Here is a 15,955-nt window from a genome sequence, read left to right on the forward strand (position 1 = left end):
TGTGGTGGTGGCCGGCGACGACTCCGAGGACCCGACCCCCGAGTTCTACCCAGAGGGGGCACGGGACGCGCAGCGCGCCGTTCCCGCCGCCGGTCGCGTCCGGCCGGGCACCCTTCTCCTCGCCTCCACCGACCTCCTCGAACCCACGTTCGCCCGTACTGTCATCTACGTGATGGAACACAACGACGGCGGCAGTCTGGGCGTGGTGATCAACCGGATGAGCCAGACGGCGGTGCACAATCTGCTGCCTCAATGGACCGATCTCGCGGCATCGCCGCGGGCGCTGTTCGTCGGCGGACCGGTCAAGCAGGACGCCGCGTTGTGTCTGGGTGTCGTCAAACTCGGCGCCGACATCAGTGGGTACGAGGCATTGCGTCCGGTGGACGGCCGGGTCGTGCTCGTCGATCTCGACGGCGATCCGGAGGAGTTGTCGGAGGTGATCGAGGGCGTCCGCGTGTTCGCCGGGTACTCGGGGTGGGGAATCGGCCAGCTCGACGGCGAACTCGAACAGAACAGCTGGATGCTCGCCTCGGCGTTGGCCAAGGATCTCCTCGCCCCGCCGACCGCCGACCTCTGGGGTGAGGTCCTGCGCCGCCAGCCGTGGCCGATGCCGCTGTTCGCGAGTCACCCGCTGGACGTGTCCCGCAACTGAGCTCGACCGCGACCGCGACCGAGTCGGGTAGTCGGCCGCCAGGGCAGGAATCGTACGTTCGTTGCCCCCGTCGTCGGCGGCGGTGCAGAGCCATCGCATCGACATCCACGACTGCGGTCAGCCGTACACACGGCTGCGCAAGCGGAACAAGATTCTCAACGTGCCGACCAACCAGGGCCGAATCGTGGTGGAGTCCACCGCGGATCGCAGTCACTGTCCGAACATCAGGGCGCAGATCATGTTCGACGCCGGGTCTGGGAAGAGCAGACCTGCGCGCCGGCCAGCGCGACTGTAACCGCGGGTATCTCGAAGCACTGGGGTGGCAACCTCCGCATCGAGACCGATCGCGACGTCGCCAACGGCATCGGATGACGACGACGGTCACCCGGCCGCGTGGCATCCGTCCACCCCCGGGGCGAGGTGCCACGCGGTCGTTCTGCCAGGCCCACGAGAATCCGCCGGTGACGCAGACCACAATATCTGCTAGCTTTACGGTCGCTTGTCCCACACAAACCCGGGGGGTTCTGGACGTGCGACTGGGGAGAATCACGGGGGCCATCGGTGTCCTCCTGTCGGTGACAATGGTGTCGTTCGTGCTGGTACCCTCGTCCGACGCGGCGCCGGCGACTCCGTCGGGTGGAGTGCCGGCCGCGCGGTGGGCGGCGTCGCACGACGGCCCGCAGCCCTATTCGGGCGTATCTGTCACGTGGGATGTGCCGATCCGGATGAGTGACGGAACAGTGTTGCGCGCCAACGTGTATCGTCCCGCCGATCGTGGGGGACGGGCCACCGCGAAGCGAAACCCGGTGATCGTGAACATGACGCCGTACACCAAACTCATCACGGCCCTCGGCACGGCCGTCACCCAGCATCCCGTGCTCGAACCGCTGCTCACCCAGATCGCGACGACCGTCGGGCAGGTCAGCAAGCCCATCAGCGGGGCGCTCGACATCGCCCAGCTCACCGACACCCTCCGCGACGGCGGTGCCCGTACCTTCCTCGCCGATCTCGATCTCGTCCGCAGTGGCTACACACAGGTGGTGGTCGATGTTCGTGGAACCGGCTTCTCACAGGGGAAATGGGATGTGTTCCAGAGCCGGGAGCAGACCGACACGGTCGAGGTCATCGACTGGGCGGCACGTCAGAGGTGGTCGATCGGCACGATCGGCATGTCCGGTGTGTCCTACTCGGCGATCAATCAGCTGCAGGCGGCCAACAAGAACCCGCCGGCCCTCAAGGCGATCTTCCCGGTCGAGCCCGGGGGCGACCTGATCCGCGACATCGTGGCGCCCGGTGGCGCCCTGGGCGTCGGCTTCCTGCCGCTGTGGCTCACCCTCGTCAACACGACCAAGATGGTGCCGAACGTGGCGTCGATGCTGAACGGCACCTTCGACTGGAAGTGGTTGGCGGACCGCATCTCCGACCCTCTCACGTTCTATCCGCAGCTGTTCGCGGCGCTGCTGACCCCGGACATCCCCTCGGTACCGCCGGAACTCGACGAGCTGCTCACGACCAACTCGGAACCACGCAAGGCGTGGGTCGACCACGCCGAACGGATCACCACTCCGACGTTCATCTACGGCGGATGGTTCGATCTCTTCACCAACAGTGAAGTGCGGATGTACAATTCGATTCCGCTGCCACCCGGCCGTAAGCAGCTCATCATGGGCGACGGCTATCACCTGACCGTCGGTGGGGGGCAGCAGGGCCGGGCCAACACCCCACCTCGGCTGGACGTGCTGCAGAAGGCCTGGTTCGACAAGTGGCTCAAGGGGATCGACAACGGCATCGACTCGTACGGTCCCGTCAACCTCAAGCAGGTCGGCGACCCTTGGATCACCGCCCAGCAGTTCCCGCGCGCAGGGATGTCGCGGCAGCGTCTCTACCTCGACGACCGTCGCAGCGGGACCGCACCGTATGCGGTCCGCGACGGCAGCCTCACCACCGGCGTTCCCGATTCACGCGGACGTCTGACCGTCTCGCCCGGCCTGGCCACCGTGTGTTCCCGTGACGCCGCGCAACAGTTGGCCGGCGCCCTCGCGCTGTTCCCGTTCTGCGCCAAGGATGCCCGCATCTCCGAACGCAACGCGCTCAGCTTCACGACGGCACCCATGGCGACCACCCGGAGCGTGTCGGGGTACACCAACCTGCACCTGAACACCGTTATGGATGCCACCGACGGCTACTGGACCGCGACCCTCAACGATGTCGCGCCCGACGGCACGTCGAAGGTCATCAGTTCCGGACAGGTGATGGCCTCGCTGCGCGGCTACGACCGGCAGCGGTCGCAGTTCGCGCCCAACGGTGATGTCATCGACCCGTTCTACACGTTGACCCTCGCCTCGCGGCAGCGCGTCGCGCCCGGCAGGCCGGTCACCCTCGACATCGGGCTGTTGCCCACCGAGGCGCTGGTCCGGCCCGGGCACCGACTCCGCGTCGACGTCTTCGCGATGAATTTCCCGCGCGGACTCCCGTTGCGCCCGTTGCTGAACGAGTCCCAGTTGCGTCCGCAGCACATTCAGCTCGACCCGAACCGGCCGAGTTTCGTGAACCTGCCGCTGTCGCGGCCGGTGGGATAGGGCTCGGCGGACCGTGGGTCAGTTGCCCGGCGCGAGTTGCTCCACCCCGACTGCGGTGCCGTAGGCGCACACCTCGATCGCGGAGTCGCTGAACTCCGTGGTCTCGAAGCGAAAAGCGACCACCGCGTTGGCGCCTCGCTGCTGCGCTTCGGCGGCGAGACGTTCGAGCGCCTCCTGGCGGCACTCGTGCAGGAGCTTGGTGATGCCCTTGAGCTCGCCGCCGGCAAGCGACTTCAGGCCGGCGCCGATGTTCGAGGCGATGTGCCGTGACCGGACGGTGAGTCCGAAGACCTCCCCGAAGGTGTGGGCGATGCGGTAGCCGGGGATGTCGTTGGTGGTGACGATGATCATCGGTCTGCTCCTGTCTGTCGTGTGTTGATCTGCAGTCTGCGTGGACGGATGAGTCCGGATTCCGATCCGTAGCCCTGACGGTCGGCGGCTTCCGCGAGTCGTCGGTCCAGCGAGGTGGACCAGTCGGCCACCTCGTCGTGGAGCGCGGCCATGCGCTCCACGAGCGGGCCTTGTTGGTCGCCGGGACATTGGTCGGCGAGGGTCTCGAACAGGGCCCGCAGCCTGCGTTGGACCTGAATGGATCCTCGGCCGTAGTGCCGGATCTGATCGGTGCCGATACCGACGTAATCGCCCCATGTGCGACGGTATCCGCCGATCAGGGTCAGCGAGTTGTTCTGCGCCTCGGCCCGGACCCTCGGGGCGATGAAGAGCAGGAGGTCCTCCGTGTGGTCGAGAGCCTGCACCGCTCGGCTGGGGTCGTTGATGGCCGGCGACAGAGCTTTGAGAGCGACATCCGAGATCGCCTGCAGCGCAGCGGCCGGGCTCACGGACGGTCGATGTGTGTCCCCGAAGAGCAGGCACGACAGCAGTTGGTGCGCTCGCACGAACCGATCATCGCCGACGATCTCGAAGACTCCGGCATTGTGCGGTACGTAGTCACCGATGCCGACGAGCAGATCCACCCGCACATCCCACCGGATCGCAAGACGCTGGATGCGCGCCAAGTCGATGGCGAGGAGCACGCGCCCCTGGGAGGGCGTGTCGCGCAGCGTCACAACGAGACTCACCGGACCGGGATCCCGAGTGACGTCCTCGGTGCTGACAGCTGTCTGAGTGGCGACCTCGCCGGGCAGATCCGGGTACAGCCTGCGCACCGCCGCTCGGCCTTCGGACTCGATCCAGCGTAGGAGTTGCGACGAGTTCAGAATGCTGCCGACCTTGGCCACGAGCACCATGAACATGAATGTGCTCGCGAGGGTGAGGACGATGGCGATCACTGTCGAGATCACCGGTGCTTCCTGCTCGTTGGCCACCGTCGCGAGGTCGACCGCGACGATGACGGCGAACGCGAACGTCGCGAGAAAGAGGCCGATGGATGCGCGCATCACCCTGTCCTGCTGGAACATCGGGATCACACGCACGGAGATCTGCGATGCCCCGAACTGCATGGCAAGGGTGACCGCGGTGAACACCAGACCCGTGAGGGTCGCCATGGCGCCGGCGATGACGCCCAGCAGGGTTGCCGTGGTGTCGGCGTCGAGGGCCTGAATGCCGAAGGAGTCGTCGATGCCGACGGAGATCAGGCCCGCGACGATCGCGACGACGACCATCGCGGTCGGCAGCCGCCAGGGTGGGTCCCGCTTCAGCTCTCGGCGCGTCCGCCGCCAGCGCAGCGCTGCGGCCATGCGGTTCGGCGCAGTCCGCTGCGGGACGATCGTGTGAGGCAGGACAGCAGGGGTCGGGTCCGGCTCGGGCACCCCGAATCGTCCGGCGACGGCCTCCTGGACGACGACCTTCCAGCGCACGACCGGTTCGCGATATCGCCGCTCGCGGCGGATCGCCTTCTCCAGCTTGGCCGGACGCTCGACGTACCGCCACCGCGCCCACGGCGACTTGGGCCGCGCTATCCGCAGGGCGCCGAAGAACAGCAGCGGAGCAAAGAAGAGGCCGATCAGGCCCGTCCACAGCTTGCCCTTCAGGAGGGTGATGACCGCGAGGGTGACCACCCCGGCCAGGAACACCAGCACCACGATCCGCGTCGTCGTGTCGGCCGCCTCCTGATACTCGGTGAACTCACCGAAACCGATGGGGCGCAGGCCCATCAGGAACAGCAGACCGATCGCGATCGCCACGAACACGGCGTCGATCGATGAACGACCCTCCTCTTCCCAGTACACATCGCGCAAATGCAGGATGAGCGCGAACTCATCGAGCACGAGGGCGCAACCGATCCCGAACACCGACGCCAGCACGCAGTTGGCCACCGGGGTGTGAAAACTCGCGAGCGCGACGAACGAGAATCCCGAGATCAGCATCAGGATCATGCCGAAGAACTCGTGATGCATGTGCACCCCGCCCGGGGTCACATTGCCTGGCCACCAGCTCACCTCCGCCCGGATCATCCGAACGCTGAGCCTGATGAAGAGGAAGGTCAGCACAAAGGCGACCAGGAGGAAGAACAGCGGCAGACGCCCGGTATCGACGATCGTGTGCTCGAACCACCGGGTCATGAGCGAAGCGTAGTTCGGCGCGGTGTGCGAGCGGAGGAAAAAGGGCGGCCGACGCACGCACCCCGATTGTGTGACATCACCCTTGTTCCATCGTGGGTGATGTCGCGAAGTAGGGGTGCCTACTCCGACTCGTGATTGTCCGGGTAGGCGGTGACGGCGAGGAACCGGATCGGCAGCCGGACGAGATCGTGCGGGCCGTGGATGCCTTCGCCGTCGAGCAGCAGGCAGTCGCCGGGACGCAGTGTGTACTCGGCGTTTCCGTGCCCGTAGACCATCACACCTTCGAGCATGTACAGCATCTCGGTGCCCGGATGTTGAAAGCGGGGAAACACCTCGCTGTCGTCGGTCAGGGTGACCAGCACCGGTTCCAATCGTTTGTGTTGGCCACGCAGCCCGCCGAGCAGCTCGTAGTGATGGCCTACCCGAGTGCCTCGTCCGACGATCACCGCGCCCTTGCCGGACTCGGTGTAGATGGCCTCGCGTTCGACGTCGGCGCCGCGGAACAAGGAGGTGACCGGGACGTCGAGACCGGCCGCGAGCCGTGCCAGAGTCGAGAGGCTGCACGAGGTCTGGGCGTTCTCGATCTTCGACAGCATCGCCTTGGAGATGCCGACCTTCGTCGCCATGTCGGCCACCGACATCCCGGCATTGCGTCGGAGCAGGCGCACCTGATGAGCGATCGCGGCCTCGAGGTCGCCGCCCGTCGGGGCGTCACCCACGACCTCCCGCTGGACGGGTGCGGGGTCTCCGGTGTCGCGGACCGTCTTCGAAACGTCGGCACTCATGGGCGTAGTCTAACGAACTATCGTTTCCTCGCAGTGGACAAGCGGTCGACGTCGTCCGCGTCCCGTCCGTATCGGGTGGCCAGCCACGAGCACAGGATCAGCTGGATCTGGTGGAAGATCATCAGCGGCAGGATGATCAGCCCGACCGTGGTGCCGGAGAACAGGACCGTGGCCATCGGCAACCCGGTGGCGAGACTCTTCTTGGTCCCACAGAACTGGATGGCGATGAGGTCGGCTCGTTCGAAGCCCAGACGCTGCGGCACCCACCGGGTGACGACCAGCATCACGATGACAAGGATCAGGCAGATCACCATGACCGCGATCACTTCGTCGGCGTCGACGATCGACCAGATGCCGTCCCGGACTCCCTCACTGAACGCGACGTAGACGACCAGGACGATCGATCCACGGTCGGCGAACTTGGTCGCCCGCGCATGGCGGCCGAAGAACCCACCCACCCACGGGCGGACGATCTGGCCGATGACGAACGGCACGAGGATCTGTCCGACGATCCGGAGGACCGCCGACGTGTCGATGTGCACCCCGTCGTCGGTGCTCATGAGTGCGACCACCAGTACCGGTGTCAGGAACACCCCGATGATGTTCGACGCCGACGCGCTCACGATCGCACCGGGCACGTTGCCGCGCGCGATGGACGTGAACGCGATCGACGACTGGACCGTCGACGGGACCAGACACAGGAACAACAGCCCGGCAGCGAGGTCGGCACCGACGATCGGTGTCACGATCGGGCGTATGGCCAGACCGATCACCGGGAACGCGACGAAGGTGAACGCGAGGATGGTCAGGTGCAGCCGCCAGTGCTTCAGACCGTCGAGCGCCTCACGCGGATGCAGCCGGGTGCCGTAGAGGAAGAACAGCAGGGCGATCGCCGCGACGACGGCCCAGTCGAGGATGTCGGCAGCCGACCCGCGGGCGGGCAGCAGCGCGGCGAGCGCGACCGCGGCCAGGATGGCGAGGATGAAGCCGTCGATAGGGGATCGGCGCAGCAGAGCACGCGCGACCGACAGCGGTGACGACACCGCGGGTCAGGCCTGGGCGGACTCGTTGGAGCAGACACCGCGCAGGCTGCAGGCACCGCAGCTGGAAGTGCCGCAATCATCCGCGGGCGACGACTCGTGCGCGACGTCGGTGGCCGATGTCTCGTGCGACGAACAGCAGGAACATCCGTCGTCGTCGGCGGCGAGCACGGCCGCGGCGCGGACACCGTACGCACTGACGAGTCCGACCACGAACAGGGCCGCGATGAGGCCGACGACGGCGAAGACGATCGCCCAGTAACCGCCGACACCGAGCGTCACCAGCCCGCTGAGCAGCAGGATCCCGGCCGCACCGAGCATGCCGGGGGCGGCGACGCGGTTGGCGAGATCGAAGGCTTCGCGCGAGCGCATCGTCTCGTCGGCGCGCACCCCGATCCAGCGATTGAACGGGAGGCGCCCGATCAGGCCGAGCACACCGACGACAGCCAACACCGCGGCGAGCGCGAAGACGAGAACGGCGGCGACGACAGGCAGGGCACTCACGCCGACAAGGATACGACTCCCTGTGGTGTGCCGACCAATCTGCGCCCGCGTGCTCTTGGCTGGTCGAGTATGCGACGAGCGCAGCGAGGAGATGTATCGAGACCACTCCCCGTCGGCATCACCACTGAACGGACGATTTACGCTGGTCGGGTGACTTCAGCTGATTCCACTGTGCCTGCGTCCGCGCCCGGCCACCGGTACACCGCCGAGCTCGCCGGTGAGATCGAAGCTCGGTGGCAGCGGAACTGGGCGGACCAGCATGCCTACGAAGCGCCGAATCCGGTCGGCCCGCTCGCGGGCGATCTGAGTGCGTTCGGCGGCGCCTCCGCCGCCGACGACGCCAAGGTGTTCATCCAGGACATGTTCCCGTATCCGTCGGGATCGGGCCTGCATGTCGGGCATCCGCTCGGCTTCATCGCCAGCGACGTCTTCGCCCGGTATCAGCGGATGACCGGCCACAACGTGCTGCACACGATGGGCTTCGACGCCTTCGGACTTCCCGCCGAACAGTACGCGGTGCAGACCGGAACCCACCCCAGGACGACGACCGAGGAGAACATCGAGCGCTACCTCGGACAGATCCGCCGGCTCGGCCTCGGCCACGATGAGCGTCGGCGGGTGGCGACGACCGACGTCGACTTCTACCGCTGGACGCAGTGGATCTTCCTGCAGATCTACAACGCCTGGTACGACCCGGAGCACAAGCGCGCGCGACGGATCGCCGAACTGATCGACGAGTACGCCTCGGGTTCGAGATCGTTGGCCGATGACGGGGAGTTCGCCGGCCGCGAGTGGTCATCCTTGACGCAGGTCGAGCGCAACGAGGTGATCGACTCCCACCGCCTCGTCTATCTCAGCGACTCGCTGGTGAACTGGTGCCCAGGGCTCGGTACCGTGCTGGCCAACGAAGAGGTCACCGCCGACGGCCGCAGCGACCGCGGTAACTTCCCGGTGTTCCGTAAGCACCTGCGCCAGTGGATGATGCGCATCACCGCCTACTCCGACCGCCTGCTGGACGACCTCGACCTGCTGGACTGGCCGGACAAGGTCAAGACGATGCAGCGCAACTGGATCGGGCGATCGCGGGGTGCGCAGGTGTCGTTCGCCGTGGCCGGCGGCGTCATCGATGTCTTCACCACCCGACCCGACACGCTGTTCGGCGCGACGTACATGGTGCTCGCACCCGAGCACGAGTTGGTCGACGTACTGTCGGCCGACACCTGGCCGGACGGCACCGACGACCGCTGGACCGGCGGTGCGTCGAACCCGGGGGAGGCGATCAAGGCCTACCGCGCGGGCATCGCCGCGAAGTCGGATCTCGAGCGCCAGGAGAACAGGGAGAAGACCGGTGTGTTCACCGGCAGCTTCGCCACCAACCCCGTCAACGGTGACCAGGTCCCCGTGTTCATCGCAGATTACGTGCTGATGGGTTACGGAACCGGCGCGATCATGGCGGTCCCGGGTCACGACTCCCGCGACTACGAGTTCGCCACCGTGTTCGGGCTACCGATCCGCGAGGTCATCGGCTCCGAGCAGGGAATCGAGACCGAGGCGTTCACCGGCGACGGACCGCTGGTCAACTCCGACTTCCTGAACGGGATGTCGGTCGACGATGCCAAGGCCGCGATCATCACCCGGCTCGAGGCCGACGGCGTCGGTACGGGCACGATTCAGTACAAGCTGCGCGACTGGCTGTTCGCCCGCCAGCGGTACTGGGGCGAGCCGTTCCCGATCGTCTACGACGAGGACGGCAACGCCCACGGTCTGCCGGAATCGATGCTTCCCGTGGAACTCCCGGAAGTGGACGACTATGCCCCGGTCTCATTCGATCCCGACGACGCCGACAGCGAGCCGTCGCCGCCGCTGGCGAAGGCCACCGAGTGGATGACCGTCGAGCTGGATCTGGGTGACGGCGTCAAGACCTACACCCGTGATGCCAACGTGATGCCGCAGTGGGCCGGCAGCTCCTGGTATCAGCTGCGCTACATCGATCCGACGAACGAGGACACCTTCTGCGCCAAGGAGAACGAGGCGTACTGGATGGGACCGCGGCCGCAGGAGCACGGCGCCGACGATCCGGGCGGACTCGATCTGTACATCGGCGGCGTCGAACACGCGGTGCTGCACCTGCTGTACTCGCGGTTCTGGCACAAGGTCCTGTTCGACCTGGGCTACGTGACGAGCCGTGAGCCGTATCGGAAGTTGTTCAACCAGGGCATGATCCAGGCGTACGCCTACACCGACGCGCGGGGCGTCTACGTGCCGGCCGACGGCGTCGAAGAGCGCGACGGCGGATACTTCTACAACGGCGAACCCGTCACGCAGGAGTACGGGAAGATGGGCAAGTCGCTCAAGAATTCCGTTGCACCCGACGACATCTGCCGTGACTACGGGGCAGACACCTTGCGTGTGTACGAGATGTTCATGGGTCCGTTGGATCAGTCCCGTCCGTGGGCGACCAAGGATGTCGTCGGGTCACAGCGCTTCCTGCAGCGCATCTGGCGACTTGTCGTCGATGAGGAGTCCGGAGCGGTGCGACCCACCGACGACGATCTCGACGACGACACAATGCGTCTGCTGCACAAGACGATCGCCGGTGTCCGCGAGGACTATGCGGAGTTGCGTGACAACACGGCGGTAGCGAAGCTCACTGTGCTGACCAACCACCTCACCAAGAACTTCGAGAAGTCGGGCGCACCCCGTGCCGCCGTCGAACCGCTGGTGGTCATGCTGGCGCCGCTCGCGCCGCACATCGCCGAGGAACTGTGGCACCGGCTGGGCGGCCAGTCACTGCTGGCGCGCGGCCCGTTCCCGGAGCCGGACCCTCTGTGGCTGGTCGAGGACAGCGTCGAGATCCCGATCCAGGTCAAGGGCAAGGTCCGCAGCCGGATCACGGTGGCCGCCGACGCCGACGAGGCGACCATCCGGGCTGCGGCTCTGGCCGATCCGAAGATTGCGGCCCTGCTCGACGGCGAACCCCGCAAGGTGATCGTCGTGCCCGGCCGGATGGTCAACGTCGTCCCGTAAGGAATCCGGTATCGAGCCGCCAGGCGAGGGGCCGTATCGAGATCTACTTCGGCGGCAGCTTGCGCGCGTAGTCGGATCCGATCGTGACCCAGCGCTGCAGCTGGCGCTCGGTCTTGATGCCGTCGTCGGAGACACGCAACCAGCCTCGGGTCTCGCGTCCGGACATGACCATGGGTGCGGTGTGGTCGAACTCGAGGAGGACCTCGGTCTGGTCGGGTGGCACCCGCACCATCAATCCACCCTGGCCACTGGCAGCGATCGCCATGTTCCCGTTGATGAGGAACGCGAGTCCCCCGAACATCGACCGCTCGTCGACCCCGCACTCGGCTACCAGCATCCCGCGTATCCGGTAGGCGAGGTCGTCGTCGTAAGTCACGGGTTCGAGAGTATGTCTTCAACGGGGGTTGGAAAAGTATTAGCTCCGGTCCTGTGGAGAACTCATGGTTGGAAATGAACTTACTCATGAGTAAGATGTGCACATGGCGATCAACCTGGAGCTCCCCTCGAAGTTCGATTCGACGGTCGAGCGCACCCACATGGCGGCCGAGCACATCTTCCGCCCCATCTCACGCAGATACGACCAGGCTGAACACGAGTACCCGACCGAGCTCGATGAGCTGGGCAAACTCGCGCAGCAGTCGCGCAAGCAAGAGAAGCGGGCCGACGGCGAGAAAAAGGCGCCGAGCGCCGACGAGTCGGTGAACGGCGCCAACATGCGCGCCCTCATCTCGGCGCGGGAGATGAGCTGGGGCGACGTCGGCCTGTTGCTGTCGATCCCGTACCAGGGGCTGGGCAACGCCGCAATCGCCGCGGTGGCCACCGAGGAGCAACTCGAGCGGTTCTCCGGTGTCTGGGCGGCGATGGCCATCACCGAGCCCAGCTTCGGTTCGGATTCGGCAGCGGTGTCGACGACGGCCACCCGTGACGGTGACGACTACGTGATCAACGGCGAGAAGATCTTCGTGACCGCTGGATCCCGGGCTGACCACGTGGTGGTCTGGGCCACTGTCGACCGCAGTGCGGGTCGTGCCGCCATCAAGAGCTTCGTCGTGCCGATGACCACCGACGGCGTCACGGTCGCGCGGCTCGAGCACAAACTCGGCATCAAGGCGTCAGACACCGCGGTCGTCCGCTTCGAGAACGCCCGCGTACCAGCCGACAACCTGCTCGGCTCACCCGAGGTAGACACCAAGAAGGCCTTCGCCGGGGTCATGCAGACCTTTGACAACACGCGTCCGGTCGTCGCCGCGATGGCCATCGGACTCGGTCGTGCCTCGCTCGAGGAACTGCGACGAATTCTCGAAGAGGCCGGACATCCGGTCGACTACGACAAGCCGGCCGCTGCCCAGCACGCCTCGGTCTGCGAGTTCATTCGTCTCGAATCCGATTGGGAGGCATCGTGGTTGCACACGGTGCGCGCGGCGTGGATGGCGGACAACTCCGAGCCGAACTCGGCCGAGGCGTCGATGTCGAAGGCCAAGGCCGGCCGGACCGTCACCGACATCACCAACAAGGCCGTCGAAGTCGGTGCGACAGCAGGCTTCTCGGAGTCGATGCTGCTCGAGAAGTGGGCCCGCGACTCGAAGATCCTCGACATCTTCGAGGGCACGCAGCAGATCCAGCAATTGATCATCGCGCGCCGTGTGCTCGGGAAGTCGAGCGCGGATCTGAAATAGCACGATCGCGTCCGCCGCCGAACCCGACGGCTTACGATCAATCGGAACGGTGCACACCGGCCACGCAGCCACCCGGCCCCTGGGCAGTCTGGACGGCGGATCCTCGGCACCGGGTGGTCCGGGTGGCGCTGTCACCGATACCTACGCGACGTTGCGCTTCGAATTTCCCGGCGACGTGCCGACGGCGCGAACCTTTCGCGTCCAGGTCGTGCCGACCGGAGATGTGTGTGTCAGCCATCAGAACACCCTCGACTGTCAACAGACGGTCCCGGCAAACGCTGCGGGAGTGACCCGCCAGGACACCCTGGCCTACTTGCGAGATGCCAACCGTTCAACACGTGTGCGTGGACACCCAGTGTGGGTACCTGGCGGCTCACCCTCGCCACACCCGGAGGGTGAGACCGACCTGGCGATCACCACGCGGTCCGGGACGACTGTCGGCGTCACAGTGAAGTAGGACGCCGCTCGACCTCACCCCAACAACCTCCGCCGCAACCGCTCATCCCGGTGGAGCCGCTCGGTGTCGCGTCGTCGGCGCTCGGCCATGATCGCGATGAGCACCAACTCATCCGGCGCCCCTGCGGGCGGGGCGGGTGCGACATAGGGTGCCGCGTCACGGAGAAGCCTCTGGCTCAACAGCATCCGGGCTTGCGGCTTCATGTCGGCGCGCCGGGCGAGGAACTGCCGGACCATGATCGCGAGCTGATCGGGCAGCGGTGCCACGTCCGCGGTCTGCGCCCACGTCGACAGCTCGGGCGGCATGGGGATCGGGTCGGGAACCGACAGGCGATGGCGGTCACGGATAACATAGGTGCCCGCGAGGAGATCCCCGAACCGTTGTCCCTTGCGGGTGCAGACCGCGGCCAACAGCGCCGGTATCCCCGCGCAGCCGTAGATCTCGATGACCCCGAGCAGGGCACGGGTCAGCGCGTGCCGGAGGCCGATGGGACCGGCGTCGTCGCGGACCGTGCGGAGACCGATCGCCCAATGGCCGACGGTCTTGCCGCGGGTCACCGTCTCCATCACCGTCGGCACGACGACGAGCGCGGTGACCATGGACAGGGTGAATGACGCGACGAGGAGTGCGAAGTCGGTGTCGCCGACGACCTTCAGACTCAGCCACTGGAGCGCGTACCACGCGGCGAACCCGAGGACGAGGTCGATGAGGCCGGAGACCATCCGGAGGCCGATGCCCGCCGGGGGGAGGTCGAGCGCCACGGCCTCGCCGGAGACGAGATCGTCGCGGCCCACGCCCACGGTCCCGCTGACACCCGCGGGTGCCATCGCCGGCGGCAGCGGTCCGTACATGGTGGCCAAGGGTATCCCGGCCGTGGCCGCGCAGGTGTCCGGGCTGCACCGGATGAATGACGGGAAACCGCAATCCGGTCACGTCCGGATACCCTGAGTCCGTGGATCTCGACGCCTACGTGGCCGCGCATCGCGCGACGTGGGAGCGGCTCGACCGCCTCTCCCGGCAGCGCATGCTGTCCGGCGCCGAAGCCGACGAGATCCTGGACTCCTATCAGCGTGTGGCGACCCATCTCTCGGTGATCCGGTCGTCGGCTCCGGATGCATCGCTGGTCGCCTACCTCTCGGCGCTGCTGGCCCGTGCCCGCTCGCGGGCCGCCGGAACCCGCGCGGGGACGTGGTCCGACGTCGGACGATTCTTTGCCCGCTCGTTTCCTGCCGCGCTCTATCGGATGCGGTGGTGGTGGTTGTCGGTCATGGCGGCGTCGTTCGCCGCCGCCGTGGTGATGGCATGGTGGCTGATCGAGCATCCCCGGATCGAGAACTCGCTGATGTCGCAGGCGCAGATCGAACAGTTGGTGCAGACCGACTTCGAGAGCTACTACACCGAATACGCCGCGACGTCGTTCGCGGCCCGGGTGTGGACCAACAACTTCTGGCTCGCCGCACTGTGTATCGGTTTCGGGGTGTTCTGCCTGCCGGTGATCTACATGCTGTACCAGAACATGCTCAACCTGGCGATCATCGGTTCGATCATGATCCGGCACGGCCGCGGCGATCTCTTCTTCGGACTCATCACGCCGCACGGACTGTTGGAGATGACATGTCTGTTCGTCGCCGCCGGGGTGGGACTGCGGCTGTTCTGGGCGTGGGTCGCCCCGGGCGCGCGGACGCGAGTGCAGGCTCTGGGCGAGGAGGGGCGCGCCGCGATCGGTGTCGCCCTCGGGCTCGTCGTGCTGCTGTTGATCTGTGGGCTCATCGAGGCGTTCGTGACACCATCCGGTCTGCCGACGTGGATGCGGATCGCCATCGGCGTGATCGCGTGGCTCGGATTTCTCGCCTATGTGTTCACGCTCGGGCGGTGGGCACACAACGCCGGCGAGGCCGGCGACCTCAGCGAGGCCGAGCGCGGGGCGGCGGTTCCGACGGTGGGTTGAGGTGCCCGACGCCCGTATCGGTTGCGCCCCGTCAGCCCCGCTTCACCTCGTACCGCAGCAGGACGATACCGCCCGGGAAGGTGCGGTTCTCCACGAGCTGCAGCGAGAGCCACGACGGCAGGCTGGGGAAGAACGGAAGGCCACCGCCGACGACGGTCGGGGCGACCACGAGTCGGAACTCGTCCACGAGGCCCGCCTGCACGATCGGCGTCGCCAGTGTCGCACCGGCCACCTCCATCTGGCCGTCGGTCTCGGCCTTCAGCTTCCTCACCACCTCGACCGGATCGCCTCGCTCGAGGCGTGAGTTCCAGTCGACCGACTCGAGGGTCTGCGAGAACACGACCTTGGGCATGTCGCGCCAGACCTGCGCGAAGTCGGTGATGATCGGTCCGGCGTCCGGGTCCTGGTCGGCGGTCGGCCAGTACGTGGACATGAGTTCGTACAGTCGTCGCCCGTACAGCGACAGCACGGTCTCCCGCTCGAAGTCGTTCCAGTACTGGTGGAGTTCCTCGCTCGGATCCGACCAGTCGATGTTGCCCTGTGCGTCGGCGATGTAGCCGTCCAGCGAGACGTTGAAACCGTAGATGAGTGTGCCCATGATGGTCAGACTGCACGGGACGGCGGAACTCATCGCGGGATTCAGCCGAACCCGTAGCCGTCTTCTGCAGACGTAGCGGAAACCTTCTCTCAGCGACGATTTTCGCTACGTCTGCGACGGGGCCAGAAGAACAGCAGGGCGACAACGGCCCACCCCGTGTTGGTCGG

13 protein-coding genes are annotated in these 15,955 nt (G+C 66.5%); 5 read left to right on the forward strand and 8 right to left on the reverse strand.

Annotated elements, in window-relative coordinates; all coding sequences use genetic code 11:
- The first annotated feature begins 4 nt into the window (after positions 1–4).
- Together QSJ19_RS19965 and QSJ19_RS19970 are read left to right on the forward strand one after the other, a co-directional pair.
- Positions 5–652, forward strand: a complete 648-nt coding sequence (locus QSJ19_RS19965) for a YqgE/AlgH family protein (protein ID WP_286322744.1) — start codon at positions 5–7, stop codon at positions 650–652.
- A gap of 581 nt (positions 653–1,233) precedes the next feature.
- Positions 1,234–3,231 carry a CocE/NonD family hydrolase gene (locus QSJ19_RS19970; RefSeq protein WP_286322780.1) on the forward strand — a complete coding sequence of 666 codons (1,998 nt, stop codon included), beginning with the start codon at positions 1,234–1,236 and terminating at the stop codon, positions 3,229–3,231.
- A gap of 18 nt (positions 3,232–3,249) precedes the next feature.
- Here the strand turns inward: QSJ19_RS19970 and QSJ19_RS19975 are convergent, their stop codons facing one another.
- The 5 genes from QSJ19_RS19975 to QSJ19_RS19995 form a co-directional block, all read right to left on the reverse strand.
- On the reverse strand, positions 3,250–3,582 hold the full coding sequence (locus QSJ19_RS19975; RefSeq protein WP_286322745.1) for a YbjQ family protein: 333 nt from the start codon (positions 3,580–3,582) through the stop codon (positions 3,250–3,252).
- Positions 3,579–5,753, reverse strand: a complete 2,175-nt coding sequence (locus QSJ19_RS19980) for a DUF2254 domain-containing protein (protein ID WP_286322746.1) — start codon at positions 5,751–5,753, stop codon at positions 3,579–3,581. Before QSJ19_RS19980 ends, QSJ19_RS19975 begins: the two co-directional genes overlap by 4 nt.
- A gap of 119 nt (positions 5,754–5,872) precedes the next feature.
- The gene (locus tag QSJ19_RS19985) at positions 5,873–6,538 is read right to left on the reverse strand and encodes a helix-turn-helix domain-containing protein (RefSeq protein ID WP_286322747.1); all 666 of its coding nucleotides are present in this window, start codon (positions 6,536–6,538) and stop codon (positions 5,873–5,875) included.
- A gap of 17 nt (positions 6,539–6,555) precedes the next feature.
- Positions 6,556–7,581: a bile acid:sodium symporter family protein gene (locus tag QSJ19_RS19990; protein ID WP_502876285.1), complete on the reverse strand. Its 1,026-nt coding sequence runs from the start codon at positions 7,579–7,581 to the stop codon at positions 6,556–6,558.
- Between the two features lie 6 nt (positions 7,582–7,587).
- Entirely contained in the window at positions 7,588–8,082 is a 495-nt protein-coding gene (locus QSJ19_RS19995) for an SdpI family protein (RefSeq protein WP_286322748.1), read from the reverse strand.
- A 150-nt stretch (positions 8,083–8,232) separates the two neighbouring features.
- Between QSJ19_RS19995 and leuS the strand changes: the two genes are divergently transcribed.
- Positions 8,233–11,109, forward strand: a complete 2,877-nt coding sequence (gene leuS / locus QSJ19_RS20000) for a leucine--tRNA ligase (protein WP_286322749.1) — start codon at positions 8,233–8,235, stop codon at positions 11,107–11,109.
- A 43-nt stretch (positions 11,110–11,152) separates the two neighbouring features.
- Here the strand turns inward: leuS and QSJ19_RS20005 are convergent, their stop codons facing one another.
- Positions 11,153–11,485 (reverse strand): TfoX/Sxy family protein, encoded by a 333-nt coding sequence (locus tag QSJ19_RS20005; RefSeq protein WP_286322750.1) that lies wholly within the window; start codon positions 11,483–11,485, stop codon positions 11,153–11,155.
- A 103-nt stretch (positions 11,486–11,588) separates the two neighbouring features.
- On the opposite strand from QSJ19_RS20005, the gene QSJ19_RS20010 reads away from it, so the two are divergent.
- Positions 11,589–12,785, forward strand: coding sequence for an acyl-CoA dehydrogenase family protein (locus QSJ19_RS20010; RefSeq protein ID WP_286322751.1), 1,197 nt, complete (start codon positions 11,589–11,591; stop codon positions 12,783–12,785).
- 471 nt (positions 12,786–13,256) lie between these two features.
- Here the strand turns inward: QSJ19_RS20010 and QSJ19_RS20015 are convergent, their stop codons facing one another.
- On the reverse strand, positions 13,257–14,093 hold the full coding sequence (locus tag QSJ19_RS20015) for an RDD family protein (RefSeq protein WP_286322752.1): 837 nt from the start codon (positions 14,091–14,093) through the stop codon (positions 13,257–13,259).
- Between the two features lie 101 nt (positions 14,094–14,194).
- Between QSJ19_RS20015 and QSJ19_RS20020 the strand changes: the two genes are divergently transcribed.
- The gene (locus tag QSJ19_RS20020) at positions 14,195–15,190 is read left to right on the forward strand and encodes a stage II sporulation protein M (RefSeq protein ID WP_286322753.1); all 996 of its coding nucleotides are present in this window, start codon (positions 14,195–14,197) and stop codon (positions 15,188–15,190) included.
- Positions 15,191–15,221: 31 nt separating this feature from the next.
- Here the strand turns inward: QSJ19_RS20020 and QSJ19_RS20025 are convergent, their stop codons facing one another.
- The gene (locus QSJ19_RS20025; protein ID WP_286322782.1) at positions 15,222–15,788 is read right to left on the reverse strand and encodes a dihydrofolate reductase family protein; all 567 of its coding nucleotides are present in this window, start codon (positions 15,786–15,788) and stop codon (positions 15,222–15,224) included.
- Positions 15,789–15,955 lie beyond the last annotated feature (167 nt).

The organism is Gordonia sp. ABSL11-1 (assembly GCF_030315685.1).
GTDB lineage: Bacteria > Actinomycetota > Actinomycetes > Mycobacteriales > Mycobacteriaceae > Gordonia.

What these genes read in the sequence shown, in the direction of transcription:
- QSJ19_RS19970 (WP_286322780.1), top strand. Translation starts at nt 1,234, where the DNA reads ATGGTGTCGTTCGTGCTGGTACCCTCGTCCGACGCGGCGCCGGCGACT.
- QSJ19_RS19975 (WP_286322745.1), bottom strand. Translation starts at nt 3,582, where the DNA reads ATGATCATCGTCACCACCAACGACATCCCCGGCTACCGCATCGCCCAC.
- QSJ19_RS19980 (WP_286322746.1), bottom strand. Translation starts at nt 5,753, where the DNA reads ATGACCCGGTGGTTCGAGCACACGATCGTCGATACCGGGCGTCTGCCG.
- QSJ19_RS19985 (WP_286322747.1), bottom strand. Translation starts at nt 6,538, where the DNA reads ATGAGTGCCGACGTTTCGAAGACGGTCCGCGACACCGGAGACCCCGCA.
- QSJ19_RS20010 (WP_286322751.1), top strand. Translation starts at nt 11,589, where the DNA reads ATGGCGATCAACCTGGAGCTCCCCTCGAAGTTCGATTCGACGGTCGAG.
- QSJ19_RS20015 (WP_286322752.1), bottom strand. Translation starts at nt 14,093, where the DNA reads ATGTACGGACCGCTGCCGCCGGCGATGGCACCCGCGGGTGTCAGCGGG.
- QSJ19_RS20025 (WP_286322782.1), bottom strand. Translation starts at nt 15,788, where the DNA reads ATGGGCACACTCATCTACGGTTTCAACGTCTCGCTGGACGGCTACATC.